At 73.8% G+C, this 24,887-nt stretch carries 27 protein-coding genes; 14 read left to right on the forward strand and 13 right to left on the reverse strand.

Annotated features, from left to right (window positions below; translation table 11 throughout):
* Nucleotides 1-281: 281 nt before the first annotated feature.
* Genes meaB through K7787_RS20910 form a run of 3 tightly spaced genes read right to left on the reverse strand, consistent with a single transcriptional unit; the run spans nt 282 to nt 5,262 of the window.
* On the reverse strand, nt 282-1,286 hold the full coding sequence (meaB, locus tag K7787_RS20900) for a methylmalonyl Co-A mutase-associated GTPase MeaB (protein WP_223002523.1): 1,005 nt from the start codon (nt 1,284-1,286) through the stop codon (nt 282-284).
* Nucleotides 1,283-3,454: a methylmalonyl-CoA mutase gene (gene scpA, locus K7787_RS20905; RefSeq protein WP_223002524.1), complete on the reverse strand. Its 2,172-nt coding sequence runs from the start codon at nt 3,452-3,454 to the stop codon at nt 1,283-1,285. Before scpA ends, meaB begins: the two co-directional genes overlap by 4 nt.
* Nucleotides 3,454-5,262 carry a methylmalonyl-CoA mutase family protein gene (locus K7787_RS20910; protein WP_223002525.1) on the reverse strand — a complete coding sequence of 603 codons (1,809 nt, stop codon included), beginning with the start codon at nt 5,260-5,262 and terminating at the stop codon, nt 3,454-3,456. The genes scpA and K7787_RS20910 overlap by 1 nt, the downstream gene beginning before the upstream one ends.
* A gap of 225 nt (nt 5,263-5,487) precedes the next feature.
* Between K7787_RS20910 and K7787_RS20915 the strand changes: the two genes are divergently transcribed.
* The 4 genes from K7787_RS20915 (at nt 5,488) to rfbB (ending at nt 9,010) form a co-directional block, all read left to right on the forward strand.
* Entirely contained in the window at nt 5,488-5,925 is a 438-nt protein-coding gene (locus K7787_RS20915; RefSeq protein WP_223002526.1) for a cytidine/deoxycytidylate deaminase family protein, read from the forward strand.
* 161 nt (nt 5,926-6,086) lie between these two features.
* Nucleotides 6,087-6,593 carry an SRPBCC family protein gene (locus K7787_RS20920; protein WP_223002527.1) on the forward strand — a complete coding sequence of 169 codons (507 nt, stop codon included), beginning with the start codon at nt 6,087-6,089 and terminating at the stop codon, nt 6,591-6,593.
* Nucleotides 6,594-6,924: 331 nt separating this feature from the next.
* Entirely contained in the window at nt 6,925-7,569 is a 645-nt protein-coding gene (locus K7787_RS20925) for a dihydrofolate reductase family protein (protein ID WP_223002561.1), read from the forward strand.
* Nucleotides 7,570-8,032: 463 nt separating this feature from the next.
* Nucleotides 8,033-9,010, forward strand: coding sequence for a dTDP-glucose 4,6-dehydratase (gene rfbB, locus K7787_RS20930; protein WP_223002528.1), 978 nt, complete (start codon nt 8,033-8,035; stop codon nt 9,008-9,010).
* A gap of 39 nt (nt 9,011-9,049) precedes the next feature.
* Here the strand turns inward: rfbB and K7787_RS20935 are convergent, their stop codons facing one another.
* On the reverse strand, nt 9,050-10,021 hold the full coding sequence (locus K7787_RS20935) for an alpha/beta hydrolase (protein WP_223002529.1): 972 nt from the start codon (nt 10,019-10,021) through the stop codon (nt 9,050-9,052).
* Nucleotides 10,022-10,385: 364 nt separating this feature from the next.
* On the opposite strand from K7787_RS20935, the gene K7787_RS20940 reads away from it, so the two are divergent.
* From K7787_RS20940 to K7787_RS20960, 5 genes are all read left to right on the forward strand, one after another.
* Nucleotides 10,386-10,625 carry a hypothetical protein gene (locus K7787_RS20940; RefSeq protein WP_009192598.1) on the forward strand — a complete coding sequence of 80 codons (240 nt, stop codon included), beginning with the start codon at nt 10,386-10,388 and terminating at the stop codon, nt 10,623-10,625.
* A complete protein-coding gene (locus tag K7787_RS20945) occupies nt 10,625-11,002 on the forward strand; it encodes a hypothetical protein (RefSeq protein WP_009192599.1) in 378 nt (125 codons plus the stop codon). Before K7787_RS20940 ends, K7787_RS20945 begins: the two co-directional genes overlap by 1 nt.
* A 171-nt stretch (nt 11,003-11,173) precedes the next feature.
* Nucleotides 11,174-11,671, forward strand: coding sequence for a MarR family winged helix-turn-helix transcriptional regulator (locus K7787_RS20950; RefSeq protein ID WP_223002530.1), 498 nt, complete (start codon nt 11,174-11,176; stop codon nt 11,669-11,671).
* Complete coding sequence (locus tag K7787_RS20955) at nt 11,668-12,171, forward strand: winged helix DNA-binding protein (RefSeq protein ID WP_009192601.1); 504 nt, start codon at nt 11,668-11,670, stop codon at nt 12,169-12,171. Before K7787_RS20950 ends, K7787_RS20955 begins: the two co-directional genes overlap by 4 nt.
* 142 nt (nt 12,172-12,313) lie before the next feature.
* Nucleotides 12,314-13,189 carry an alpha/beta fold hydrolase gene (locus tag K7787_RS20960; protein WP_009192602.1) on the forward strand — a complete coding sequence of 292 codons (876 nt, stop codon included), beginning with the start codon at nt 12,314-12,316 and terminating at the stop codon, nt 13,187-13,189.
* A 100-nt stretch (nt 13,190-13,289) separates the two neighbouring features.
* Here the strand turns inward: K7787_RS20960 and K7787_RS32460 are convergent, their stop codons facing one another.
* Nucleotides 13,290-13,514, reverse strand: a complete 225-nt coding sequence (locus K7787_RS32460) for a helix-turn-helix domain-containing protein (protein WP_019979865.1) — start codon at nt 13,512-13,514, stop codon at nt 13,290-13,292.
* A gap of 296 nt (nt 13,515-13,810) precedes the next feature.
* On the opposite strand from K7787_RS32460, the gene K7787_RS20970 reads away from it, so the two are divergent.
* Nucleotides 13,811-14,518 carry an HdeD family acid-resistance protein gene (locus tag K7787_RS20970; RefSeq protein ID WP_019979864.1) on the forward strand — a complete coding sequence of 236 codons (708 nt, stop codon included), beginning with the start codon at nt 13,811-13,813 and terminating at the stop codon, nt 14,516-14,518.
* 97 nt (nt 14,519-14,615) lie between these two features.
* Nucleotides 14,616-15,335, forward strand: coding sequence for a CBS domain-containing protein (locus K7787_RS20975; protein ID WP_043262196.1), 720 nt, complete (start codon nt 14,616-14,618; stop codon nt 15,333-15,335).
* Between the two features lie 245 nt (nt 15,336-15,580).
* On the opposite strand, the gene K7787_RS20980 is transcribed toward K7787_RS20975, so the two are convergent.
* Nucleotides 15,581-16,291 (reverse strand): CBS domain-containing protein, encoded by a 711-nt coding sequence (locus K7787_RS20980; protein WP_223002531.1) that lies wholly within the window; start codon nt 16,289-16,291, stop codon nt 15,581-15,583.
* A 227-nt stretch (nt 16,292-16,518) separates the two neighbouring features.
* Between K7787_RS20980 and K7787_RS20985 the strand changes: the two genes are divergently transcribed.
* The gene (locus tag K7787_RS20985; protein ID WP_223002532.1) at nt 16,519-17,394 is read left to right on the forward strand and encodes a universal stress protein; all 876 of its coding nucleotides are present in this window, start codon (nt 16,519-16,521) and stop codon (nt 17,392-17,394) included.
* A gap of 58 nt (nt 17,395-17,452) precedes the next feature.
* Here K7787_RS20985 and K7787_RS20990 read toward each other — a convergent pair whose 3' ends face one another.
* The 4 genes from K7787_RS20990 to K7787_RS31850 all read right to left on the reverse strand — a co-directional run bounded on the left by K7787_RS20990 (nt 17,453) and on the right by K7787_RS31850 (nt 19,925).
* Nucleotides 17,453-18,169 (reverse strand): siderophore-interacting protein, encoded by a 717-nt coding sequence (locus K7787_RS20990; protein ID WP_043262199.1) that lies wholly within the window; start codon nt 18,167-18,169, stop codon nt 17,453-17,455.
* Nucleotides 18,170-18,234: 65 nt separating this feature from the next.
* The gene (locus tag K7787_RS20995) at nt 18,235-18,957 is read right to left on the reverse strand and encodes a DUF2470 domain-containing protein (protein WP_223002533.1); all 723 of its coding nucleotides are present in this window, start codon (nt 18,955-18,957) and stop codon (nt 18,235-18,237) included.
* 46 nt (nt 18,958-19,003) lie between these two features.
* Entirely contained in the window at nt 19,004-19,672 is a 669-nt protein-coding gene (locus K7787_RS32300) for a DMT family transporter (protein WP_443742885.1), read from the reverse strand.
* The gene (locus K7787_RS31850) at nt 19,584-19,925 is read right to left on the reverse strand and encodes an EamA family transporter (protein ID WP_372456666.1); all 342 of its coding nucleotides are present in this window, start codon (nt 19,923-19,925) and stop codon (nt 19,584-19,586) included. Before K7787_RS31850 ends, K7787_RS32300 begins: the two co-directional genes overlap by 89 nt.
* Before the next feature lie 156 nt (nt 19,926-20,081).
* On the opposite strand from K7787_RS31850, the gene K7787_RS21005 reads away from it, so the two are divergent.
* Nucleotides 20,082-20,534, forward strand: coding sequence for an Lrp/AsnC family transcriptional regulator (locus K7787_RS21005; RefSeq protein ID WP_043262201.1), 453 nt, complete (start codon nt 20,082-20,084; stop codon nt 20,532-20,534).
* A gap of 96 nt (nt 20,535-20,630) precedes the next feature.
* Here K7787_RS21005 and K7787_RS21010 read toward each other — a convergent pair whose 3' ends face one another.
* Nucleotides 20,631-21,359: a DUF4097 family beta strand repeat-containing protein gene (locus tag K7787_RS21010; RefSeq protein ID WP_203620518.1), complete on the reverse strand. Its 729-nt coding sequence runs from the start codon at nt 21,357-21,359 to the stop codon at nt 20,631-20,633.
* Between the two features lie 330 nt (nt 21,360-21,689).
* Nucleotides 21,690-22,580: a LysR family transcriptional regulator gene (locus tag K7787_RS21015; RefSeq protein ID WP_223002534.1), complete on the reverse strand. Its 891-nt coding sequence runs from the start codon at nt 22,578-22,580 to the stop codon at nt 21,690-21,692.
* 178 nt (nt 22,581-22,758) lie between these two features.
* On the opposite strand from K7787_RS21015, the gene K7787_RS21020 reads away from it, so the two are divergent.
* Entirely contained in the window at nt 22,759-23,694 is a 936-nt protein-coding gene (locus tag K7787_RS21020) for a ketopantoate reductase family protein (RefSeq protein ID WP_223002535.1), read from the forward strand.
* 228 nt (nt 23,695-23,922) lie between these two features.
* Here K7787_RS21020 and K7787_RS21025 read toward each other — a convergent pair whose 3' ends face one another.
* The gene (locus K7787_RS21025) at nt 23,923-24,693 is read right to left on the reverse strand and encodes a hypothetical protein (protein ID WP_223002536.1); all 771 of its coding nucleotides are present in this window, start codon (nt 24,691-24,693) and stop codon (nt 23,923-23,925) included.
* Between the last annotated feature and the right edge of the window lie 194 nt (nt 24,694-24,887).

The following is a 24,887-nucleotide window of genomic DNA, read 5'->3' on the forward strand; positions in this document are numbered from 1 at the left end:
CCTCTCCGGCCGGGTCCGCCTGTCCGGCCGTGTCCGGCTGTCCGTGCGTGTCCACGAGCGAGTCTCCAACCGGTCGGTCCGATGCCGTGCGCCGCGCCGCCGCCCGCCGTGGTCGCACACCCGGCGCGGACTGTCCACGTACCCGCTCAACGGCCCGGCGGCCCGGCGGACGCGCGACGTCACCCGAACGGGCTCCCGCCGCCGGCGCGCTCGCCCGGGCGCGGGCCGGCCCGCGCAGCCGACCCGAAAGCCGCCGGTCACCGCCCTCGCCGGGCCCCGCCTCAGACTGTTCCGTCCGCACCGCTCCCGAGCGCGCCGAGGATCTGCTCGGCCGCCAGCGTCGGCGTCAACTCGCCCTCCCTGACCCGCTGTTCGAGGACCGGCGCGAGCGCCCGCACCGCCGGGTCGGCGTACAGCCGGCCCAGGATCTCGTCGCGGACCATGTCCCACGTCCAGTCCACCTGCTGGTCACGGCGCTTGGCGGCCAGCCGCCCGGTGGAGTCCAGCAGGGTGCGGTGCTGCTCCAGCCGCTCCCACACGGTGTCCAGACCCGCCGACTCCCGCGCGCTGCAACTGAGCACGGGCGGCGTCCAGAAGGCGTCCTTGCCGTGCATCAGGCGCAGCGCGCCCGCCAGTTCACGCGCCGCGGCGCGGGCGTCCCGCTCGTGCGGGCCGTCCGCCTTGTTCACCGCGATCACGTCGGCCAGCTCCAGCACACCCTTCTTGATGCCCTGCAGCTGGTCGCCGGTACGGGCCAGGGTGAGCAGCAGGAAGGAGTCGACCATGTTCGCGACCGCGGTCTCCGACTGGCCGACGCCGACCGTCTCCACCAGGATCACGTCGTAGCCGGCCGCCTCCATCACGACGATCGACTCACGCGTCGCCTTGGCCACCCCGCCGAGCGTGCCCGCGGTGGGCGAGGGGCGCACGAACGCCGCCGGGTCCACCGCGAGACGCTCCATCCGGGTCTTGTCGCCCAGGATCGACCCGCCGGTCCGGCTGGAGGACGGGTCCACGGCGAGCACCGCCACCCGGTGCCCCAGCGAGGTCAGCATCGTGCCGAACGCGTCGATGAACGTCGACTTGCCGACCCCCGGCACCCCGCTGACCCCGATCCGCCGCGCCCGCCCGCCGTGCGGCAGCAGCGCGGTCAGCAACTCCTGCGCCAGCGCCCGGTGCTGGGGGCGGGTGGACTCGACGAGCGTGATGGCGCGCGCGATGACGGCACGCTTCCCGTCGAGGACACCCTTCACATACGCGTCGAGATCGACCGCCCCCGCCCTCAAAGGTCGTGCCCCAGCTCGTCCGCCAGCCGGCGCACCAGGTCGTACGCCGCGTCCGGGATGACCGTGCCGGGCGGGAAGACCGCCGCCGCGCCCATCCGCAGCAGCTCCGGCACGTCCTGCGGCGGGATCACCCCGCCGACCACGATCATGATGTCCTCCCGGCCCTCCTCGGCCAGCGCCTCGCGCAGCGCCGGCACCAGGGTGAGATGACCGGCGGCCAGCGAGGAGACGCCCACGATGTGCACGTCCGCCTCGACGGCCTGGCGGGCCACCTCCGCCGGGGTCTGGAACAGCGGGCCGACGTCCACGTCGAAGCCCAGGTCGGCGAAGGCGGTGGCGATCACCTTCTGGCCGCGGTCATGGCCGTCCTGGCCCATCTTGGCGACCAGGATGCGCGGGCGGCGCCCCTCGGCCTCCTCGAAGGCGGACACCAGCGTGCGGGTGCGGTCCACGGACGGGGACTGGCCGGTCTCGTTGCGGTACACCCCGGAGATCGTACGGATCTGGCCGGCGTGCCGCCCGTACACCTTCTCCAGGGCGTCCGAGATCTCGCCCACGGTCGCCTTCGCGCGGGCCGCGTCCACCGCCAGCTCCAGCAGGTTGCCCTCGCCGGCGGCGGCCCGGGTCAGCGCGTCCAGCGCGCCCTGGCAGGCGACCTCGTCGCGCTCCGCGCGCAGCCGCCGCAGCTTCTCGATCTGCTGGGCGCGCACCGAGGAGTTGTCGACCTTGAGGACCTCGATCTGCTCGTCGCTGTCCACGCGGTACTTGTTGACGCCGATCACCGGCTGGCGGCCGGAGTCGATCCGGGCCTGGGTACGGGCCGCCGCCTCCTCCACGCGCAGCTTGGGGATGCCCGCGTCGATGGCCTGCGCCATGCCGCCGGCGGCCTCCACCTCCTGGATGTGCTGCCAGGCCCGCCGGGCCAGGTCGTACGTCAGCTTCTCCACGTACGCGCTGCCGCCCCACGGGTCGATGACCCGGGTCGTGCCCGACTCCTGCTGGAGCAGCAGCTGGGTGTTGCGGGCGATGCGCGCGGAGAAGTCGGTGGGCAGCGCCAGCGCCTCGTCCAGGGCGTTGGTGTGCAGCGACTGGGTGTGCCCCTGGGTCGCCGCCATCGCCTCCACACAGGTGCGCGTCACGTTGTTGAACACGTCCTGCGCGGTCAGCGACCAGCCGGAGGTCTGCGAATGCGTGCGCAGGGACAGCGACTTGGCGTTCTTCGGTTCGAACTGCTTGACCAGCTTCGCCCACAGCAGGCGCGCCGCCCGCAACTTGGCGACCTCCATGAAGAAGTTCATGCCGATCGCCCAGAAGAACGACAGCCGGGGCGCGAACGCGTCCACGTCCAGCCCCGCCTCCCGGCCCGCCCGGATGTACTCCACGCCGTCCGCGAGCGTGTACGCCAGCTCCAGATCGGCCGTCGCCCCCGCCTCCTGGATGTGGTACCCGGAGATGGAGATGGAGTTGTAGCGCGGCATCCGCTGCGAGGTGAAGGCGAAGATGTCGGAGATGATCCGCATCGACGGCTTCGGCGGATAGATGTAGGTGTTGCGGACCATGAACTCCTTCAGAATGTCGTTCTGAATGGTCCCGGCCAGCTTCTCGGGCGGTACGCCCTGCTCCTCCGCCGCCACGATGTACAGCGCCAGCACCGGCAGCACGGCGCCGTTCATCGTCATCGACACCGTCATCCGTTCCAGCGGAATCCCGTCGAACAGCTGCCGCATGTCGTAGATCGAGTCGATCGCCACGCCCGCCATGCCGACGTCACCGGTCACCCGCGGGTGGTCGCTGTCGTAGCCGCGGTGGGTGGGCAGGTCGAAGGCGACCGAGAGGCCCTTCTGCCCGGCCGCGAGGTTGCGCCGGTAGAAGGCGTTGGACTCCTCGGCCGTGGAAAAGCCCGCGTACTGGCGGATCGTCCAGGGCTGGTTGACGTACATCGTCGGGTACGGGCCGCGCAGATACGGCGCCATGCCCGGCCGGGTGTCCAGGAAGTCCAGGCCCTCCAGGTCCCGCCCGGTGTACAGCGGCTTGACCGGGATGCCCTCCGGGGTCTCCCAGTCCGCGCCGTCGCCGGCCGCCGCCCGCACGGCCGTACGCCACTGCTCGGCGTCGCCGTCGACGGCCGGGCTGCCCAGCTCGATCCCGGTGAAGTCGGGGATTCCCATCAGGACGCCTCCATGCGGTCGAGGGTGGCGGAGAGCACGGCCACGGCGTCGCAGCCCGCGTAGACGTAGGAGTCGACACCGGTGTACTGCCCGGGCCGGCCGGCGAGGAACACATGCGAGGCGCCGGCCGCCCGCAGCTCGGCGGCCACGGTCTCCGCCTGCTCCTCGTACAGCGCGTCACTGGAGCACAGGCACACCTCACTCGCCCCGCTGTCCTCGAACGACCCCTCGGTCACCGGCTCGACGCCGCCCGCCTGGAAGAGGTTCGCGGCGAACGTCAGGCGCGCCGTGTGCGCGGCGGCCGGGCCGATCGGGACCAGGAAGATTCGCGGCCGGGCGCCCGTCGCGGCCAGCCGGGCGTCCGAACGGGCGCGCAGCGCCTCGTACGCCTCGTCGCGCCGCACCCGCGGCAGACCGCCGGACCGCGCCTCGGGCGCGCTGACGCGCACCACGGGCTTCTCCGCCAGATGCGGGAACTCGCTGACGCCGGTGATGGGTTCGCGCCGCTTCGCCAGCCGCTCCGAACGCACCCGCCACGTCTCGGCCAGCTCCCGCTCCAGGTCGCCCGAGCGCAGTGCGGCCGCCTGGCCGCCGGCCCGCTCGATCCAGCGGAAGAACTCCCAGCCCGCGCGGGCCAGTTCGTCGGTCAGCCGCTCCACGTACCAGGAACCGCCCGCCGGGTCGATGACCCGCGCCAGATGCGACTCCTCGACGAGGATGGTGGAGGTGTTGCGGGCGATCCGGCGCGCGAACGCGTCCGGCAGCCCGAGCGCGTGGTCGAACGGCAGCACGGTCACGGAGTCCGCGCCGCCCGCCCCGGCGGCCAGCGTCGCCACGGTGGTGCGCAGCATGTTCACCCACGGGTCGCGGCGCGTCATCATCACCGGCGAGGTCACCACGTGCTGGACCTGCGCTCCCGCGCGGGGCGCGCCGCACACCTCGGCGACCTTCGCCCACAGCCGGCGCGCGGCCCGCAGCTTGGCGATCGTCAGGAACTGGTCCGCGGTCGCCGCGTACCGGAACTCCAGCTGCGCGCAGGCCTGTTCGACGCTCAGTCCGGCCTCCGTCAGCTCGCGCAGATACGCGACCGCGGTGGCCAGCGAGGCGCCCAGCTCCTGCGCGGCCGAACCGCCGGCCTCGTGGTACGGCAGCGCGTCCACGGTCAGCGCCCGCAGCCCGGGGTACGTCCCGGCGCACAGCCGGGCCAGCTCGGCGGCCGGAGCGAGGTCGCCCGGCCGCCCGGTGCGGGCCTCGTGGCCGAGCGGGTCCGCGCCGAGGTTGCCGCGCGCCGCCTCGGCGGCGACGCCCCGCTCCTCGTACAGCCGCAGCAGCTCCCGCGCGGCCGGCTCGGTGTCCGCGCCCGCGTCGAGCACGACGGGCGCCAGGTCGAGGTAGACGCCGTCGAGGACCGTGCCGAGGTCCGGCACCGGGATGCCGCCCTCCCCGGCGACCAGCCAGAGGGAGGTGACGCCGTTCTCCAGGTCCGCGAGCACGGTGTCGCGGTCGGCCACCGTGTGCCGTTGCCGGATGTCCCAGCCGCCCACGGTATTGCCCTCGGCCCGGCCGCCCCGGACGAAGGGCGCGAAGCCGGGCAGGCCCGGTTCGGGCGCGGTGTCGCGCGCGGTGTACAGGGGACGGGTGCGCAGCCCGTCCTCCAGTTGGGTGGACAGGGCTTCCTCGGCCGCGTCGCCCTCGACGTCCTTGCCCGCTTTGCGCAGGACACCCGCCACGAGGCGCTGCCACTGCTCATGGGTCACGTCAGGGAACTCGGCGGCCAGTTCAAGCCCGTCGTCAGGCAGGACCGTCATGCTCGGATGCTAGGCCACGCGGCTAAATCCGCAGCAGAGGGCGCGGCTGTGACCTTGCCCTCGCGGTCACTGTGACCTCCGCCTCGTCGCCCCGCGCCCGCGCCCCCGACGGGCCTCTGCCGAGGGCCGTCCGCCGCCGGATGAGATCATCGCGGGCGTGCGGGGCGACCGGCCGGGACGGCCCGGCCGGGCAGCGGGCGCGGGGATGCGACGGAGGCTGAAGAGATGACCACGCGGACGGACGACGTCGACCACGAACTGGTGCGGGCGGCGGCGGAGGTGGCCCGCACCCGCTGCCGGGGCGACAACCACACCATGGCGGCCGCGGCCCGCGCCCGCGACGGCCGCATCGTCACGGCGGTCAACGCCTACCACTTCACCGGCGGCCCCTGCGCCGAGCTGGTCCTGATCGGCGCGGCGGCCGCGCAGGGCGTCTACGAGCTGGAGACGGTCGTCGCCGTCGGCGACCGCGACCGGGGCGTCGTACCGCCCTGCGGCCGGTGCCGACAGGCCCTGCTCGACTACTACCCCGACCTGCGGATCATCGTCGGCGGGGGTGAGGGCGAGGGCGAGGGCCAGGGCCAGGGTTTGCGGGCCGTGCCCGTCGCCGAGCTGCTGCCCTCGACGTACGTCTGGGCCGACCACCAGCTCGACGCCGAGTAGCCGGGCGGGCCGAGCAGCGGAACGGACCGGGTGAACGGGCGGACCGAGTGGCCGGGCGGGCCGAGTGGTTCCGGCGGGGGCCTTCCCGTGCCAAGATGCCTACTCGCCAGTAAGTTACTGGCGGGAAGTCGTCCTGTCCGTCCGCGTGGGAAGGAGCCACCGTGACCCGCGTCCTCACCGTGGCCCGCAGTGTCTTCGTCGAGGTCTCGCCCGAAGCGGCCTACGAGGCGGTGAGCCGCCCCGGCGACATGGGCCGCTGGAGCCCGGAGAACCTCGGCACGGCCGAGGGCGCGCCGCCCGGCCCGGCCGCCCTGGGCGACTCCTTCGTCGGCCGCAACAAGCGCGGGGCGTTCCGGTGGTCCACGCGGTGCACGGTGACCGCGGCCGAACCGGGCCGCCGGTTCGCCTTCCGCGTCCACGCGATCGGGCTGAAGCGCCCCCGCCTGCGCGGCCCGATCGCCACCTGGGAGTACACCTTCGCACCCGAGGGCGCCGGAACCCGGGTGACGGAGACCTGGACCGACGACCGGCGGGCCTGGCCCGACGCCGTGGCGGGCGTCTTCGACCGGATCGTCACCTCGGGCAAGACCTTCGCCGAGTTCCAGAACCGCAACATCGACATCACCCTGCGGAACCTGAAGCGGGAACTGGAGAAGAGCCGAGCCTGACCGCGGGCCATGCGGCAGGGGCCGACCGTGCGGCGGTGGCTGGGCCGTGCGGCGGTGGCCGGGCCGGGCGGGCGGCGGGCCTCGGTCCGACAGCGCGCCGAACATGCCCGGCTCGTACGCGCCGCCCGGCATGCGCGTGATCACGCTGAACCGGTTGGCCGCGTTGATCATCGCGATCACGGCGACCAGGGTGCCGTACGCACGGGCCGTCCGTACGGCGGTGAGTCCGGCGCACGGCGATGAATCCGCCGTGCGGCCATGAATTCGCCGTGCGGCGATGAGTTTTGCGGCCCCCTGCGGTCGTATCGTCGTCGACGACATGGGAGGCACAGTGGCCCAGCTACTGAGAGTGCAGAACTTCAGCGTGTCCAGCGACGGCGTCGCCGCCGGCGAGGACCAGACCTTCGAGCGTCCGTTCGGCCATGTGGAGCCCGAGCGGCTGTTCGCGTGGGCCGGCGCCACGGCGAGCTGGCCCAACCGCACCGACCCCGGCGGCAGTCGGGGCCTGGACGACTACTTCACCCGGGACTTCTCGCACAACATCGGCGCCGAGATCATGGGCCGCAACAAGTTCGGCCCCCAGCGCGGCCCGTGGCAGAACCACGAGTGGCGCGGCTGGTGGGGTGAGGAACCGCCGTTCCACACCCCGGTGTTCGTCATGACCCACCACGAGCGCCCGTCCTTCACGCTCTCCGACACCACGTTCCACTTCGTCTCCGGCGACCCGGCCACCGTCCTCGACCGGGCGCGCGAGGCGGCGCGGGGCAAGGACGTACGGCTCGGCGGCGGGGTGAGCACCATCCGGCAGTTCCTCGACGCGGACCTGGTGGACACCCTGCACGTGGCGGTCGCGCCGGTGAAGCTCGGCAGCGGACTGCGGCTGTGGGAGTCCCCGGAGGACCTGCTCGACCGCTTCCACCTGGACGTCGTCCCCAGCCCGAGCGGAGTGACGCACCACGTGTTCTGGCGGAAGTGAGCCGGTCCACACCGGACGCCGCCCCGCCGCGCAAGGACTCCGCCCCGTCCCGGAACGGCGCCGCCCTTCAGCCGGGCGGCGCCGTCCACCGGTCGTCCCGCCGTGGGGTCAGCCCGTCACGGCCGGCTTGAGCACCTCCGCGCAGCACTGGCGGAACGTCGTCCCCGTGGCCGACTCGGGAGTGCGCGCGGCGGCATCGTCCAAGCCCCCGTGCCGGGGCACCCGCGCAACGCCGCCGGACCCCGCCCACCGCTGGTTCCGCGACCACCTGGCGGCCTCGGCACGGGCCCTGTCGGGTACGGGAGCGGCGGCGACTCCTGCCGGGGTGGTAGAACCGTGACCCTGCCCCCTCGACCAGCGGCCTCTCACCAGCACCCCCGGCCGGCGCCCCGACCGGAGACCCCGGCCCGCGGCCGACGGGCGCCCACTCCCGACCCGCACCCCAGCGAGACGCACCGACCTCATGACCTCCCGCATCCTCGTCACCGGCGGAGCCGGCTTCATCGGTTCCGCGTACGTCCGCGCCCTGCTCGGCCCCTCGGGCCCGCCCGGCGTCACGGTCACCGTGCTGGACAAGCTCACCTACGCCGGCAGCCTCGCCCGCCTCGAACCGGTGCGCACCCACCCCCGTTACGCCTTCGTGCACGGCGACGTGTGCGACGCGCCGACCGTGCGGCGCCTGGCGGCCGGGCACGACGAGATCGTGCACTTCGCGGCCGAGTCGCATGTGGACCGCTCCATCGAGGACGGCTCGGGATTCACCCTCACCAACGTCGTCGGCACCCAGGTGCTGCTGGACGCGGCGCTGCGGCACGGGGTGCGCACCTTCGTGCAGATCTCCACCGACGAGGTGTACGGCTCGCTCCCCGAGGGCGCCGCGCGCGAGGAGGACCCGCTGCGCCCCAGCTCGCCGTACGCCGCCTCGAAGGCCGCCGCCGACCTGATCGCGCTCGCCCACCACCGCACCCACGGCCTGGACGTCCGGGTGACCCGCTGCACCAACAACTTCGGCCCGTACCAGCACCCGGAGAAGGTGATCCCGCGGTTCGTGGCCACCCTGCTGACCGGCGGCAACCTGCCGATGTACGGCGACGGCCGGCAGGTACGGGACTGGCTGCACGTGGACGACCACGTCCGCGCGGTGGAACTGGTGCGTACGGCGGGCCGGCCCGGCGAGGTCTACAACATCGGCGGCGGCACCGCCCTCACCAACCTGGAACTGGCCGGGCGCCTGCTGGACTGGTGCGGCGCGGGCCCCGACCGCATCGAGCACGTCGCCGACCGCAAGGGCCACGACCGCCGCTACGCGGTCGACGACGGCAAGATCACCACCGAACTGGGCTACCGCCCGCGCACCGCCTTCGCCCCGGCCCTGACCGCCACGGCGGACTGGTACCGCGCCCACCGTGACTGGTGGGAACCGCTGTTCACCGCCCGGTGAGCGCCGGGGCGTTCGCGTGAGCGCCGGGGCGTTCGCGCCTCAGCTGTCGTGCAGCGCCGTCCTGAGGGCGTCGACGGCGAGTTTGCGGGCGACGTTGGCGGCGCGGGTGTCGCGCAGGCTGTCCAGGAGGAGGAAGTCGTGGACCATGCCGGCCACCCGTACCGTCGTGACGTCCACACCCGCCTCGCGCAGCTTGGCCGCGTACTGCTCGCCCTCGTCGCGCAGCACGTCGGCCTCGTCCGTGATGACCAGAGTGGTGGGCAGTCCGCGCAGCTGGTCCAGGGAGGCCTGGAGCGGGGAGGCGTAGACCTCGGTGCGCTGCTCCGGCTCCGCGTACTGGTCCCAGAACCACTTCATGCCGTCGCGGGTGAGGTAGTAGCCCTCGGCGAACTGGAGGTAGGAGGGGGTGTCGAAGTCGGCGTTGGCCACCGGGTAGAGCAGGACCTGCGCCTTGAGGTCGAGGCCGCCGCGCTCCTTGTTCATCAGCGCGAACACCGCCGACATGCAGCCGCCGACGGACTCGCCGGTCACCGCGATCCGCGAGGTGTCCAGACCGTGCTCCGCGCCGTGCTCGGCGACCCACTGGCCGACGGCGTAGTTCTGCTCCACCTGGGTGGGGTACTTCGCCTCCGGCGCCCGGTCGTAGACGGGGAAGACGCCCGCTGCCCCGGCGCCCACGACAAGTTCGCGGAAGAGGCGGTCGTGGGTCTTGTCGTCGCCGAAGACCCAGCCGGCGCCGTGGATGTAGAACACCACGGGCAGCGGGCCCTCGGCGCCCTTGGGGCGGATGATGCGGGTGCGCACCGTGCCCCACTCGCCGGCGTCCACGTCGACCCACTCCTCGTCGACGTCCGGGCGCGGCACGCTCGCGTCGCTCTGCAGGCCGAGCAGGATGTCGCGGCCCTGCTCCGGGGGGACCTCGTAGATCCGGGGATGCGGGTCGGTCGCCTCGGCCAGCTCCTTCGCGGCCGGTTCGAGGTACGGGGTGAGCGGCGGCGGAAGCTCGGTCATGTTCGCTCCAGGTCGCGAGCACCGAAGTGCCCTGCCGTGCGGCCGTACGGGCCGCTGCCGGTGATGGTCTGCGTGGCCCCCCGGGCGAGAACCGCCCGGTTCCCATCGTTCGGTGTCCACCCCCGGACCGCAACCTGCCGCCGTTCCGCCCGCACTCCGCCCCTGTCCGGGCCGCAACCTGCCGCCGTCCCGACCCCGATCCGCCCCTGTCTCGGCCGCTACCTGCCGCCGTCCCGCCCCCGATCCACCCCTGTCCGGGCCGCAACCCGCCGCCGTCCCGACCCCGATCCGCCGTAGCCCGGCCCGCGATCCGCCGATCCGCCGTCGTCCTCCCGATTCCGGTAACAGCTGTTACCATCGGCGTATGGCCAAGACACAGCTGGGTGCGCGCGTCGACGACGAGATCGCGGAACTGGCCCGGGCGCGGGCCAAGGACCGCGGCCTGAGCCTCGGCGACTACATCGCCTCCCTGGTGCGCGACGACGCCGACGGGATGCGGCAGCGCGGCCTGGACGCCGCACAGCGCTTCCTCGCCGAGCACCAGGACCTCTTCGACGAGGCCGAGGACGCCGACCGCCGCTCGCCGGGAGCGCACGCCGCCTGATGGACCTGCACATCGACGTCCCCTGGATCCTCCAGGTCGCCGAACTCGCCGGCGCCGGCGACCCCGCCCCCGACGACTACGGGGTGCCCGTCGCCGCCGTCGCCTGCCACCGGGCCGAACTGCTCGAACAGCCCGTCTACGACGGCCCGTTCGCCCGCGCCGCCGCCTTGGTGCACATCCTCGGCCGCTGCCGCTGGCTGGAGCGTTCCAACATGGCCGTCGCCGCGGCCACCGGCGTGATGTACCTGGAGGCCTCCGGCGTCCCGGTCAAACCCACCCGCGAGGACGCCGTCGCCCTGCGCGACCTGCTGCGCGACCCCGCCTGCACCGCCGCCCGGATCGCGGCCCTCCTGCGCACCTGGCCGCACGCCGCCTGAGGCCCGTCGCCGTCGCCTCATGTCCGTCGCCTGCGACCTGTCACCTGATGCCTGAGGTCCGTTGCCTGAGGTCCGTTGCCTGACGCCTGAGGCCTGACGCCGGGGCGGGAGTCGCGGCGGAAAGCGACCAGATAGTAGCCATGGCTACTGTAGCCATGTACGGTATTTCTTATGAACAAGGGTTCACCGGGCCCCACGCCCGGCTTCCTGGTGTGGCGGCTCGCCAACAAGTGGCGGGTCGCGGTCGACCGCGCGGTCGCCCCGCTCGGCCTCACCCACGCGCAGTACTCGCTGGTCGCGTCGCTGTACGGCATGCAGCGCGCCGGCGAGCGGCCCAGCCAGCGCCGGCTCGCCGACCACACCGGCCTGGAGGCCCTGTACGTCTCCAAGCTGGCGCGCGCCCTGGAGTCGGCCGGACTGGTCGAACGCGCCCGCGACCCCCGCGACCCGCGCGCCGTGCAGCTCGCCCTCACCGAACGGGGCCGGACCGTCACCCGGCAGGCCATCGAGGTGGTCCAGGGGCTGCTGGAGCAGTTGCTGGAACCGCTCGGCGGCCTCGACGCCCCGCGGACGCGCGCGTTCACCGACGAACTGACGACCCTGCTCGACGCACCTCTGGCTCCACCCGTACCGCACGACGAGAGCACGAAGGGGACGACACCGCCATGACCACCACACGACCCACCGGCACCGCACCGGAAGCCGCCGCCTCCCGCGCCGTCGCCGCACCTCCCGCCGACGCCCGCGCCCTGGGGCTCGCCCACTACGCCGCCCGCGGCGTCCTGGAGCACTTCCTGGCCCGGCACGGCCTCACCTTCCCGCAGCAGATCGCCCTGCGCACCGCCGTCACCGCTGAGACCCCGCGGACGCGGGACGCGCTCGTGACCGAGGTGCGGGGCGTCCTCAAGGCCGACCCGGCCGCCCTCCAAGCCACCCTGGACGAGCTGGTGGCCGGCGGCCTGCTCGCCGTGGCCGGCGCACACCTGCGGCCCACCGAAGCGGGGCGCGCGGCGCTCGCCGCCGTCGCCGCGGAGACCGCCCCCGTCAGCGCGCGCATCTGGGGCGGGATACCCGCCGAGGACCTGGCCGCCGCCGGCCGCGTCCTCGCCCTGGTCACCGAACGCGCCGACGCGGAACTGGCGCGGCTGACCGCCGGGGCGCCCGCCTGACCGTACCGCCGGGCGGGCCGGTCCGGCCGCCCGGTGTGCGTGGTGGGGCGCGGGACGAAGGACGGAGGGCGCAACGGCGGCCGAGAGCGGGGGAGTTGGCACCGGTTGCGCCGGTGATCTTCCGCTGCGTAGGGTCCCGTGGATGAGCGGACAGACGCAGCCGACGTTCGTGCTGGTGCACGGAGCGTTCTCGAACTCCTTCGCCTTCGCACCGCTGCAGGCCGAACTCGGCCTCCTCGGGCGCCGATCCGTCGCCGTGGACCTGCCCGGCCACGGCTTCCGGGCGACCTTCCCGCGCGCCTACCAGGCCCCGCAGGACCCCGAAGGCCTCGCCGCGGCGCCGGGCTCCATCGAAGGCGTGACCCTGGCCGACAACGTCACGCACCTGATCGGCGTCCTGGAGCGGGCCAGGCGGAACGGGCCGGTGATCCTCGTCTCGCACAGCCGCGGCGGCGTCACGGCCACGGCCGCGGCCAACGCGCGGCCCGACCTGATCGACCGCCTCGTCTACGTCTCGGCCTGGTGCCCGGTCGAGCTGGACACCGCCGCCTACTACGCCGAGCCGGAGATGGCCACGGTCGACGCCGGCTCACTGGCCCTGGCGCTGGCCGGGAACCCGGCCGAACTCGGCCTGCTGCGGGTCAACTTCCGCACCGCCGACCCGGCCGCGCTCGCCGCGTTCAAGGCGGCGTTCCTCGCCGACGGCACCGACGACGAGTTCCTGGCCTTCCTCAACACCTTCCAGCCCGACGAGAATCTCGACGCGGGCACCTCCGACGACCGTGCGCAGGCGGACACCTGGGGCCGCATCCCGAGGAGCTACGTACGCCTGGCCGACGACGCCAGCCTCCCACTGGCCCTGCAGGACCGGCTGATCCGCGAGGGCGACGCGCTGACGCCGGACAACCCCTACGACGTCCACACCCTCCGGAGCAGCCATCTGAAATGGCTGGTCGACCCGGCCCCGGCGGCCCGCGTCCTGTCGGCCGTCGCGGACCTGACGGTCACGCCCGCCTGACGGCCGAGCCCGTCCGACGGCACCCCGCCCCGCGCACCTGACCCCTCATGTCTCCCCGACGGCGGGCCGCCGCCCCGGGACCTGGGGCGGCGGCCCGCCGTCACCGCCGCGAGCCGCCGGCGTCCTGGAGGTGCTGCGGGGAGTGGTTGCCGCCGCGGGCGCGCAGCGGCACCTCCGTCTCGGTGAGCACACGGTGGACGAAGCCGTACGACCGTCCGTGCTCCTCCGCGATGGCCCGTATGGACATGCCCTGTTCGTACTGCTTCCTCATCTCCCGCGCCAGTTCCGCACGGGCCGTACCGGTGATCTGCTTGCCCTTCTCCACGACTCGGTCCTTTCGGTGATCGTCGTCCGGGTGTGCCCGTCGTCTACCCCGAACGGAGCACCCGTCACCGCCCCGGACGCCTTCGGCGCGGCACGGGGTCAGGACCCTCGGCCCCCGTCCGGGCCCGTTCGGCCCTCCTCGGCGCGGGAGCGGCCGTAGCACCGTGGGAGCACCAGGACCGGCATCCGTCGCCCGGCGCTTCCGCCGCGGGGCTCCCCGGGCGGGACACCGCCATCTGGGTGACGATGAAGATGTCCTGAACCTGCTGTGTCGCGCCATGAAAGAGGTGGACGGACATGACACTCCCCTCCGACTCCCCGGACCACAGCCCCCCGCACGAGACCCCGCACCGGAGTTCCACCCAGGCACCGCCCCAGGGCGCCGACCCCGCCGGGGAGACCCTGGGGTCGCTGGCGAACCTCGGCTGGCAGGCACTGTTCACCATCGGCCTCGCGTCGATCGCCCTGGGCGTGATCGTCCTGATCTGGCCGGGCGAGACGCTGCGCGTCGTCGGTGTGCTCTTCGGTGTCTTCCTGCTGGTCACCGGCGTCTTCCAGCTGGCCTCCGCGTTCGGCGCGCATGTGCCCGGACACCTGAGGGCACTGCACTTCATCACGGGCGCGCTCTGCGTCCTGCTCGGACTCATCTGCTTCCGCGACACACTCGAGTCGATTCTGCTGCTCGCCCTGTGGCTCGGCTTCGGCTGGCTGCTGCGCGGCATCATGATGACGGCCGCCGCGGGTTCGTCGCCCGGCATGCCGGCGCGTGGCTGGCAGCTGTTCCTGGGCATCCTGACGCTGCTGGCCGGCATCGTGCTGATCGTCTCGCCGTTCGGCTCGATCGCCGCGCTTACGCTGGTCACCGGCATCATGGCCATCGTCCTCGGGGTGACCGAGGTGGTGCACGCCATCCAGCTGCGGATCGCGGCCGGCCGGCTCACCCGGGGCAGCGCCGGCAAGCAGCGGCGGGCCCTGTTCCACGCACACCCCCACCCGCAGCACTGACCCCCGCGCCCGGTGCCCCGCGCCACGCCCCCGGACCGGAGCGGGGCGGCGGGGACACCGGGTGCCTCTCGCTGCCCGAGGCCATGAGGACGACGCCATGCAGGGTTCCCAGTACACCGTGAGCGACGTGATGACCGGCACCGTCGTCGCCCTGGCCGGCGGCGCGGAGTTCAAGGAGATCGTGCGCACCATGCGGCAGTGGGGCGTCAGCGCGATGCCCGTGCTGGACGAACAGGGCCGGGTGATCGGCGTCGTCTCCGAGGCCGATCTGCTGCACAAGGAGGAGTTCCGCGACACCGACGCGCGGCCGTCCGGGCCGGGCCGCTCCGCCGGTGCGGTCAAGGCGCGGGCGGCGACCGCCCGGGAACTGGCGACCGTGCCCGCGGTCACCGTGCCCGCCGACGCCACCTTGGCCCGGGCCGCCCGGCTCATGGCCCGGCACGGGGTGAAACGGCTGCCGGTGGTGGACCAGGAGGGGAGGCTCAAGGGCATCGTGAGCCGCTCCGACCTGCTGAAAGTGTTCCTCCGCCCGGACGAGGACATCGCCGAGGAGGTCCGGCGGCAGATCGTCGCGGGCCGGTTCCCGGTGCCGTTCGACGCGGTGGACGTGGAGGTGCGCGAAGGGGTGGTCACTCTCACCGGCCATGTCGCCGACACCTCGCTGGTGCCGCTCGCCGTCCGGCTGGTCTCCTCGGTGGAGGGCGTCGTGGACGTACGCTCGGCGATCGGCGGCCCGCGCCGCCGCCCCGTCCTCGAACCGGACCTCACCGACGCCGGCCGCCCGGCGAAGCCGACGGGGGCGAACCCCGCGCCTTGAGCGGGGCTGCCGTGATCTGCTCGGCGGGGCCGCCTCCCGCTCGGATACGTCGAGGGCCGCTTCCCCCTCCGACACGGCGGGGGCCGCTTCCCCCCTCCGATACGTATCGGAGGGGGGAAGCGGCCCCCGTTCGTTCGCCGAAACCGACCGCTCCCGGTCAGCCCCTCACCGCGAGGCCAGGCGCCCTCGGGCCCCGCTCAGCGAGGCTCGGCCGGACGGGACCGGGACCCGAGCCGCGGCTCGCCTCACCGCTGTTCCGCCGGCGCCGGATCGCGCTGCTCCGTACCGCCCGGCCCCCGTACCGGCGTCGCCGCCCCGCCCACCAGGTCGCACTCGACGTCCACGACGCCCTCCACGGCGCGGACCAGACGGGCGGCCACGGGCACCAGGGAGGTGTCCCGGATGCGCCCGGTGAGGGTGACCGTCCCGTCGGAGACCTCCACGCGGACCGGCTCGGCCGGCGCCGGGAAGAGGCGCGAGACGATCTCCCGCCGCACCTCGTCGGCGATCTCGTCGTCCGGACGCAGGAACACCTTCAGCAGATCGCCCCGGCTCACCACGCCTTCGAGCAGCCCCTCGGCGTTGACCACGGGCAGCCGCTTGACCCTGCGCTGCGCCATGATGCGGGCCGCCTCGGCGAGCGTGGCGTCCGGGTGGACGGTGACGGCCGGGCTGCTCATCAGCTCCCCGGCGGTCAGCGCGCCCGCCTTGGCCAGGTCGGACAGCCGGCGCAGCTGGGTGAACCGGTCCGGGTCGCTGTCGCGGAACTCCTCCTTCGGCAGCAGATCGGCCTCCGAGACGACCCCGATCACCCGGCCCTCGCCCTCCAGGACGGGCAGCGCGCTGACCTTCCACTGCCCCATGAGCCCGACGATGTCCTTGAACGGGGCGTCCCGCCCCACGGCCACGACGGTGTGCGTCATGACGTCGCTGACGGTGCTGAGGGTGGAGGTCATGGCGATGGTTCCTTCCGGTGCGCGCGGTGGTCCGACGGTCCTCCGCCGTACTTCCAGCCTGAGCTTGTCCGGCCGCGCCGACAGGGGGCCGAACGTCCTGAGGACGGGCGGCCGAACGTCCTGAGGACGGGCCGAACCGCCCTCGCGCCCCGCCCCGCCCGGTGCGACGGTGGCAGGAGAACGACCTGCCGCACGGCGCGGCAGCCGGGTGAAAGGCGGTGGTCGCAATGGAGTCGCCCCTCATCGTGGGTGTGGACGGATCGGGCCCGAGTCTGACGGCGGTCGACTGGGCGGTGGACGAGGCCGCCCTGCACCGGCTGCCGCTGCGGCTGGTGTACGCCTCCCTGTGGGAGCGCTACGAGGGCGTGGTGCCCACCGGCGGCACGGACCGGCCCTCGGAGCAGGTGATGGCCGAGCACGTCGTCGCCTCCGCGCAGGAGCGGGCCCGGCTGCGCGACGCGGAGGTGAAGGTGTCCACGGACGTGCTCCCCGAGGACGCGGTCTCCGCCCTGGTGGACGCGGGCGACACCGCCTCCGGGCTGGTCATCGGCTCGCGCGGGCGCGGCGGGCTGAAGGGGCTGCTGCTCGGGTCGGTCGGCCTGGGGGTGGCGTCCCGGGCCCGCTGCCCGGTGGTCGTGGTCCGCGGCGACAGCGCGGGCGTGACCGGCACGCACGAGCGGATCCTGCTCGGCGCGGGCGGCCCGGAGAGCGCCGGGGCGGCGGTGCGGTTCGCGTTCCGCGAGGCGGCGGCGCGCGGCTGCGTCCTCGATGTCGTACGGGCCTGGCGCACCCCGCTGCTGGAGGCGAGCCGTGCGGTGGCGCCGCCCGACAACTCGCCCCTCGGGCACGAGGAGCGGGCCGCCGCCCTGCTGGAGGAACTGCTGAGCGAGGCGGCGGCCGAGCACCCGGAGGTCCGGGTGCGGCGGGCGACCGTCGAGGGTCCGGCGCACCGGGTGCTCGTGGACCGCTCGGCCGCCGCCGATCTGGTGATCGTCGGAGCGCGCCGCAGCACGGGGCAGCTCGGTCTCCAACTGGGGCGCACCGCACACACGTTGCTGCATCACGCCCAGTGCCCCGTGGCGGTCGTGCCGCAGCGGGCGTGAGGCCGGGGCCGCCGGGCGCCATGGGGGACCGCCCGGACGGACCTCGCCGCGCCGCCGCTCAGGCCCGCCAGTAGCCCAGCGCGTGCAACCGCTCCTTGGGCACGCCGAGTTGCTTGCGCACGAAGGCGGCGAGCTTGCGGGTGGTCGCCGTGTCGCAGGCGATCCACACATAGGCGGCGGGGTCCAGATGGGCCGGCAGGGCGGCGCGCACGGTCTCGACCAGCCTGGCGCCGCCGTCCTGCCGGGGGACCCGCACGACCCGGCGGCCGGCGGCCTCCTCGTGCGGGATGCCGTCGGCGTCCGCGGGGTGGGAGGTCTCGAACCATATGGTGGCCGGGACCGAAGGCGCCGACGCCAGCAGGGAGTTGATGGCCGGTCGCGAGGCGGGGTCGCCGACCACGAGGAGCTGCGAGGGCGGCGGGTCCGGCAGCGCGAACTCCGAGCCCTGCACGGTGGCGTCGATGGTGTCGCCGGGGCGCGCGGTGCGGGCCCAGTCGCCGGCGCACCCCGCGTGCAGGACGAACTCCATGTCGAAGGCGCCGGCGGCGGGGTCCGGGTCCACCAGGGTGTAGGCCCGCTGGTGCGGGCGTCCGCCGTTGTCGAACCAGAGCCGCACCCACATCGTCGGGTGGGTCCCGGTGGCCCGCAGCATGCCGCCGTCGCTGAAGGACAGCCGGTGCAGACGTTCGGAGATCCGCTCGTTGGACCGCACGGTGAACGTGAAGTCCTGACCGCGCATGAGCTTGAGGGCGACGCCCTGCCAGCCGTGTCCCATGTTCCGCCCCTGAAGGTGCTCTGGAGGTGCTCTGGAGGTGCTCTGATCCGGTGGGGGATGCGGCGTCAGCGCCGCGCGGAGGGGTGCGGGTGGTGTGCGCACCCGGAGGCGGTGAGCAGCAGCCGGACCCGCTCGCCGGCCTCGGCCGCGTCACGGGCCACGACCGGGAACAACAGCCGTACGTCGCAGTGGCCTTCGCGGTACTCGCAGCGCAGCGCGATGCCGTAGCGGTCCACCGCGAGCGGCATCACGCGCACCACGCCCCGCGGCAGCCGCGAGCCGGCGAGGGCGGCCAGCGCCGCCACCATGTCCTCGTGGGCGTCGGCCAGGTGCGTCAGCAGCGCGGCCTCCTCGACGGCGAGCGGGTCGGGCCGGGCGCGGGTGAGGTCCGCGACGTCGACGTCGTGGCATCCGGTGACGGTCCGGAGGGTCACCTGTTCCGCGTCGAAGCGGAGGCCGTCGCCGTGCTCCGGGCGGCCGGTGACGAGCCGGCCGGAGACGGTCACCTGGGCGCGTACGCGGTCGCGGAGGGCCGTGGGCGCGATGTCGGTGAACTCCATCCGGGCGGGGAGGCCGCCGTCCGGCGCGGCGGCGACCTGCGCGGCCAGCGGGCAGCCGGGCTGCGACTGAAGGGTGACCCGGCCCTCGGCGTCCACCGAGTGCATCCCGATCAGGTCGTAGTCCTGACCGTCGGTGCTGAGCGACAGGGAGACCGCCCGGGCCAGCACCGAGCGGACGTACTCCGCCGCGGTCTGCTCGGACGGAGCGGTGTCGATGGCGGCAGCCAAGGCAACTCCTCGCGGAAGAGGTTCGAGTTAGGTAAGGCTAACCTAATCATCGACTTCCTGTCCCGGCAACCACCGGAGCCGTCGCCGTGTGCCGGCGTTCCATCAGGCCGAGAGCCACCCCGGCGACGATGACCAGACCGCCGCAGAGCTGCGGGAGCCGGACCGTCTCGCCGTTGACCACCACGGCGCCGAGCACGCCGAACACCGGCACCAGATTGAGGATGTTGACCGCGACGCTCGACGTCATCCGGCGCAGGCCGTAGTTGTAGAGGAGGAAGCCGCCGACGGAGCACGCCACGGCCAGATAGGCGAGCAGCGCCGAGGCCGTGGCGCCGGGCAGCCGCCAGTCGCCGGCCTCCAGGAGCGAGGCGAGCAGGAAACCGGCCGCGCCGGCCACCGTCTGGTGGTAGGTCAGGCGCACGGCGTCCTGCCCACGCCCCGCGTGCTTGCCGAGGATGTTGTACCCGGCCCACACCAGCCCGCCGAGCAGCAGCAGGACATCGCCGGACCAGCGTGCGCCGCCGCCCACTTCGGCGCCGTTGCGCACCACCAGCGCGGCGCCCCCGGTGGCGAGCAGCACGCCGCAGACCCGCAGCGGCGGCATCCTGGTCCGCAGGACCGCCAGCTCAAGGAGCATGGTCATCAGCGGATAGGACGCCACGATCAGGGAGGCGTCGGAGGCGGTCGACAGTTCGACGCCGATGTTCTCCAGCACGAAGTAGGCCGTGATGCCGAGCAGACCGCTGAGACGGATCAGCCGCAGGCTGCGGGCGTCCGGCCGGGGAACGGCGGCGTAACCGCACCATCGCCCCGAGCAGCACGGCGGCGACCGTGAAGCGGACGGCCCCGATGGTCAGCGGGCCGACGTCGGCGAGCACCTCCTTGGTCACCGCGTACGAACTGCTCCAGAACAGCGCCGCCGCCACGACCGAACAGACCGCCAGGACCCTGGTCCTCTGCTCGTCCACTCCGATGCCCCTTCCCGTGCGTGCCTCGACCCCGTCCGACTCGCCGGGTGAGGCGGCGAATTTTCGACGGAGTCCGTGCGGGAAAGCTAGCAATGAGAAGTGTGGTATGGCACTCTGGCCGAATTACATTCGGCTGGTGGGGAGTGTCGGCGGGGCATGGACGAACTAGATTCGGCGTTGGTGCGGCTTCTGCAGCAGGACGGTCGGCGCACCAACCGGGACCTGGCGCAGGAGCTGGGCATCGCCCCCTCCACCTGTCTGGAGCGGGTCCGCTCCCTGCGCGAGCGCGGTGTGCTGGTCGGCTTCCAGGCCGAGGTGGACCTGCCCTCGATCGGCCGGGGGCTGCAGGCGATCATCGCCGTGCGGGTACGGCCGCCGACGCGTGCGGTCATCGAGCAGTTCCAGGCCTTCGTGGCGCGGATGCCCGAGGTGATCGAGGTCTTCGTCCTCACCGGCACCGACGACTTCCTGCTCCACGTGGCGGTCCGGGACACCGAGCAACTGCACTCGGTGGTCCTGGACAAGCTCACCGAGCGCCGGGAACTCGCGGACGTGCGCACGTCGGTGGTCTACGGGCACCTGCGCAAGCACGTCATCGAGCCGATGTGAGGAGGGGGCGGGAGGACCCGTGGGGGAGGAGCCCCGGGGACACGCCCCCTGGGGACACGCCCCCGGGAACACGCCCCGGGGCCGAGGCGGCGGCCGTCAGGAGGCCTTGACCGTGATGTCCCCGCTGGACGTGCTCAGGTCCAGCGTGTGCCGGGCCTTGGGGTCGGTGGGCACCGAGACGTGCGGGCTGCCGTTGTCGGTGTGGGTGGACACCCGGTACGGGCCGCCCGGCGCCGTGACGGTGACCTCGGCGTTGGTGGTCCGCACCCACACGTCCTGGGCCACCGCCGTGCCGATGGAGACCGGCCCGTTGGAGCTCTTGGCCCTGACTCCGGCGCCCTTCAGCCCCTTCGCCTCTATCCGGCCGTTCGAGGTGCGCAGATCGACCGGTCCGCTCGCGCCGTCCACGTGCACATCGCCGTTGCTGGTCGACACCTTCACCGTGCCCACGGCGGACAGGTCCAGCTCGCCGTTCGACGTGGAACCGGTCACCGGCAGCCCCGCCGGCACGTCGACCGTGTACTGCGCCGAGCAGTGGCGGCCGCAGCCGGCCAGGACGAGGACGCCGTCGTCGACGCGGTAGGACAGTGCCGTCGGCTTGTCGCCGCGGTAGCTCACCTTGCGGTGCACCGACACCTTCGTGCCGCCCCCGCCGTGTATCTCGACGCCGCCGTTCTCGTTGTCGATCCGGATCGACGTGACCTTCTCGGGGACGGCGTGGTCGTCCTCGAAGGTCTTGTCGCTGAGCGCACCGCATGCGCCGAGCGCCCCGGCCGCGGCCACGGTCAGGGTCGCGGCCGCGAGAAGGCGGAGCCGATGGTGCATGAGAAATCCCCCCGTTGTGCACAAGTCGCCGATCCTGCCGGCGGTTCGGTCGCTGCCCGGCGGACCCCTGGCCGGGTCCGCCGTCGCCACGACGCTACCGGCGCCGCGACCCGCCCCACCATGGGGGTAACCCCCGACATCACCCTGATGTTCACTGCCGGACGGCCCCCGGCGACGGTCACGCCGCCGTACCCATGCCACCCGTCAGCACGCCGTCACCCGTCACTGAGCTGTCACCCGTCACCGCGCTGTCACCCGTCACTGAGCCGTCACCCGGCACCGCGCCGTCCCCCGTCACCCCACCGTCAACCGTCACCGTCCTGTCACCCGTCACCGCGCGCACATCGCGCCGACCGTGTCGGCGAACGCCCGGGCCAGCGGCGTCAGATCGGCCCAGCGGCGCACGGCCCAGCCCACCGGCAGCTCCGGCAGACCGGCGATGGGCAGAAAGCGCAGCGGCCCGGCGCCGGCCGAGGCCCCGCGGCCGGGCAGCGCGGGAACGACCGCGTGCCCGAGGCCGAGTTCCGCCAGCAGGATGGCGGTGTCCCAGTCGGCGACACTGGTGTCGCACCGCACCTGGACGCCCAGCGTCGCGAAGGCCGTGTCCAGATGGGCCCGGGACGAGGAGTTCCCCGGGAGCCCGATGTGCCGGATGCCCGCCAGATCGGCCGCCTCGATGTGGGAACGCGCCGCGAGCGGGTCGTCGGACCGGACCGCCAGCACCCACGGCAGCTCCACGACCGGACGCTGCTCGATGCCCCCGACCGGACCGCCCAGCGTGATCCAGGCCAGATCGACCGCGCCGGAGGCGAGCGCGTCGAAGCAGTCGCGGCTGGAGGTCTCCGTGCGGAACTCCAGGCTCACCCGGGGAAACCGCTCGCGGAACGCGACCACGGCCTCGGCCATGAAGTGCCGCACCGTGGTGGCGCCCGTCGTCACCCGCACCGCACCCGCCTCGCCGCGGACCAGCTCGTCCAGGTGGCGCAGCGCCGCGTCCAGACCGGCGATGCCGTCCGCCGCCGCGGTCCGCAGGATCCGCCCCGCCGCGGTGGGCGCCACCCCGCGCGGATGGCGCTCCAGGAGCCGTACACCCGTCTCCCGCTCCAGCCGCTTCACATGCTGGCTCACCGCCGACTGCGTACAGCACAGCTCCCGGGCGACGGCGCTCAGGCTGCCGGCCCGGCACACCGCGACGAAGGCGCGCAGATCATCAAGTGTCATGGCACCCAAGCTAGTTCTTGGGGACGTCTCATCAAACCCTAGGATTGACTTGGGCTTCGGGGCCTTGGACGATCATCCCGGGGCGGCAACCTCCTCCCGCGCTCCAGCCCTCCGGTCCGGACCGGAGCGGGCCGGCGGGACAGGTGCCGACCCCGCCCCCAGCCGAGAGGAAGCACACGTGCCCACGACACCACCCCTCAACGACAGTCACGACAGCGGCCGTCGGACCGTCGCGGTCCTCGGCCCGGGCGGAGTCGGCGGCCTGCTGGCCGGGCTCCTCTCCCGGGCCGGACACCGGGTCGTCTGCGTCGCCGGGGAGCACACCGTAAAGGCGCTGCGCAAGGACGGGATCCGGGTGCGCAGCGGGCAGTTCGGCGACTTCACCGCACCCGTCGAGGCCGACACCGCACTGCGCGAACCGGTCGACCTGCTCCTGGTCACCGTCAAACACACGGCACTGGACGCCGCGTCGGAACGCGTCCCGGCCGACCTGCTCGGCGACGCCCTGATCCTCCCCCTGCTCAACGGCGTCGAGCACCTGCCGGCCCTGCGCGCACGGTACGGCGCGGCCACCGTCGCGGCGGGCGTGATCCGGGTCGAGTCCACCCGCACCGCCCCCGGAGTCATCGAGCACGGCAGCCCGTTCACGGAGATCGACCTCGCCGGAGAACACGAACGCCTCGCCCCGCTCGCCGAGTTGCTCAATGACGCCGGGGTGCGCACCCGGCTGTCCGACGACGAGACGGCCGTCCTCTGGGCCAAGCTCGCCTTCCTCGCCCCCTTCGCCCTGCTCACCACCCGCTACGGGCTCACCATCGGCGCGGTGCGCACCGGGCGGCGCGACGAACTGACCGCACTGGCCGAGGAGACCGCCGCGGTGAGCCGGGCCTGCGGCGCGCCCGTCGATCCCGCCAGGTCGCTGGCGCTGTACGACGCGTTCCCGGCCGGCGCCAAGTCCTCGATGCAGCGTGACGCGGAGGCGGGCCGCCCGCTGGAACTCGACGCCATCGGCGGGGCCGTCGTACGGGCGGCCGAACGGCACGGGGTGCCGGCGCCGGTCACGAGCCGACTGGTGGCCGAACTGGCGGCCGAGCACCCCGCGGGCGACGACTGACGCGGACCGGCGACCGTCACCCGCACCGTCAGCAGCCGGTCCCCGTAGCCCTCGGTCACGCCAGAGGCCTCCAGCACCAGCGAGCCGAGCCGGGGACCGGACGGGATCTGTATCTCCTCGAAGTCCGCCTGCCGTATCCGGGCGGCCTGCGCCTCGTGGGGACGTGCATCCGCGATGCCTCCGCGCCCGGCCGCCGATGGTACGTGGTGTGGGCGGCCGCCCGGCCGGTCAGGCGCGGCCGATGTCCCTCGGGAGTTCGAGGGCGAGCACCCGGTCGGCGTACACGAACGTCTCGAACCGCGTGCCGTCCGGGACGTCCGGCTCGTCCTCCAGCCGCCGCAGCGCGTTCAGCACGGCGGGCGTGTCCAGGTCGTCGTCGTAGGCGGCACCCAGACGCCGTACGGTGTCCGCGTGCAGCGGGCGCGAGGGCGCGTCCGCCCAGGCCGCGACCCGCGCCCGCCACCGGGCCAGCGTCGCCCGCGCGTCGTCCAGGGTCCGCCCGGTGAGGTCGGCGGGACGCGCGTACGGCCGGGCGAGCAGGGCCAGCCGCAGTGCCAGGGGATCGGCCCCGCCGCCGGTCAGCGCGTCCAGGCCGCCGGGCGCCTCCGTCGCCCCCACCCCGACCGGCAGCCCGTGCTCCGCCGCCGGGGGTTCGGCCGCCGGGGCGAGGACATGGACGTCCACGGGGCCGCCGAACGGCGCGATCAAGGCGGCGTCCGGGGTGCGGACCGCGGGCGGATGGATGCCGAGCAGCCCAGCGGCGCCGGAGAGCGCCCGCGCCCGCTCCTCGGGCAGCGGACGTTCGACGTAGCCGGTGACCACCTGGAGGTCCTCCAGCTCGGCGATGCGGAACAGCACGTCCGCGACGAGCATCGCCCGCAGCTCGCCCAGCAGGTCGCGCCGTCCGGCCGGTGCGGGGTGGACGCAGACGCGCAGCAGTCCGCCGGGACTCCGCGGGACCTGAGTGAGCCGCCCGGACCGGGTGTCGGTGAGCCGCACGCCGTCCTCCTCGCCCGGTACGGCGCGCGTACCGTCCGGCTTGCCCGGTCGCACTCCTGAGGCCCAGGTCAGAGGGGGTGTCCACTCCGCCGTTCGGCGGCAGGGTCGCATCGGGGTCGAATGGGGCAGGTGAACCGTCCCCCGGTCGGCGGCTTGCCCTCGCGCCACGACGGTTCGCCTCGTCGCGCCGCTGA

Origin of the sequence: Streptomyces sennicomposti (assembly GCF_019890635.1) — a bacterium.
GTDB classification, from domain to species: Bacteria; Actinomycetota; Actinomycetes; order Streptomycetales; family Streptomycetaceae; genus Streptomyces; species Streptomyces sennicomposti.

Bases quoted from the DNA above. Each gene is read 5' to 3' on its own strand.
- K7787_RS20955 (WP_009192601.1), top strand. From the start codon at position 11,668: ATGACCACCACACGACCCACCGGCACCGCACCGGAAGCCGCCGCCTCC.
- K7787_RS21015 (WP_223002534.1), bottom strand. From the start codon at position 22,580: ATGACACTTGATGATCTGCGCGCCTTCGTCGCGGTGTGCCGGGCCGGC.
- K7787_RS20910 (WP_223002525.1), bottom strand. From the start codon at position 5,262: ATGACGGTCCTGCCTGACGACGGGCTTGAACTGGCCGCCGAGTTCCCT.
- K7787_RS20980 (WP_223002531.1), bottom strand. From the start codon at position 16,291: ATGACCTCCACCCTCAGCACCGTCAGCGACGTCATGACGCACACCGTC.
- K7787_RS20960 (WP_009192602.1), top strand. From the start codon at position 12,314: ATGAGCGGACAGACGCAGCCGACGTTCGTGCTGGTGCACGGAGCGTTC.
- K7787_RS20975 (WP_043262196.1), top strand. From the start codon at position 14,616: ATGCAGGGTTCCCAGTACACCGTGAGCGACGTGATGACCGGCACCGTC.
- K7787_RS20940 (WP_009192598.1), top strand. From the start codon at position 10,386: ATGGCCAAGACACAGCTGGGTGCGCGCGTCGACGACGAGATCGCGGAA.
- scpA (WP_223002524.1), bottom strand. From the start codon at position 3,454: ATGGGAATCCCCGACTTCACCGGGATCGAGCTGGGCAGCCCGGCCGTC.
- K7787_RS20915 (WP_223002526.1), top strand. From the start codon at position 5,488: ATGACCACGCGGACGGACGACGTCGACCACGAACTGGTGCGGGCGGCG.
- K7787_RS21005 (WP_043262201.1), top strand. From the start codon at position 20,082: ATGGACGAACTAGATTCGGCGTTGGTGCGGCTTCTGCAGCAGGACGGT.
- K7787_RS20985 (WP_223002532.1), top strand. From the start codon at position 16,519: ATGGAGTCGCCCCTCATCGTGGGTGTGGACGGATCGGGCCCGAGTCTG.
- K7787_RS20990 (WP_043262199.1), bottom strand. From the start codon at position 18,169: ATGGGACACGGCTGGCAGGGCGTCGCCCTCAAGCTCATGCGCGGTCAG.
- K7787_RS20950 (WP_223002530.1), top strand. From the start codon at position 11,174: ATGAACAAGGGTTCACCGGGCCCCACGCCCGGCTTCCTGGTGTGGCGG.
- K7787_RS20970 (WP_019979864.1), top strand. From the start codon at position 13,811: ATGACACTCCCCTCCGACTCCCCGGACCACAGCCCCCCGCACGAGACC.
- rfbB (WP_223002528.1), top strand. From the start codon at position 8,033: ATGACCTCCCGCATCCTCGTCACCGGCGGAGCCGGCTTCATCGGTTCC.
- K7787_RS20935 (WP_223002529.1), bottom strand. From the start codon at position 10,021: ATGACCGAGCTTCCGCCGCCGCTCACCCCGTACCTCGAACCGGCCGCG.
- K7787_RS20945 (WP_009192599.1), top strand. From the start codon at position 10,625: ATGGACCTGCACATCGACGTCCCCTGGATCCTCCAGGTCGCCGAACTC.
- K7787_RS21010 (WP_203620518.1), bottom strand. From the start codon at position 21,359: ATGCACCATCGGCTCCGCCTTCTCGCGGCCGCGACCCTGACCGTGGCC.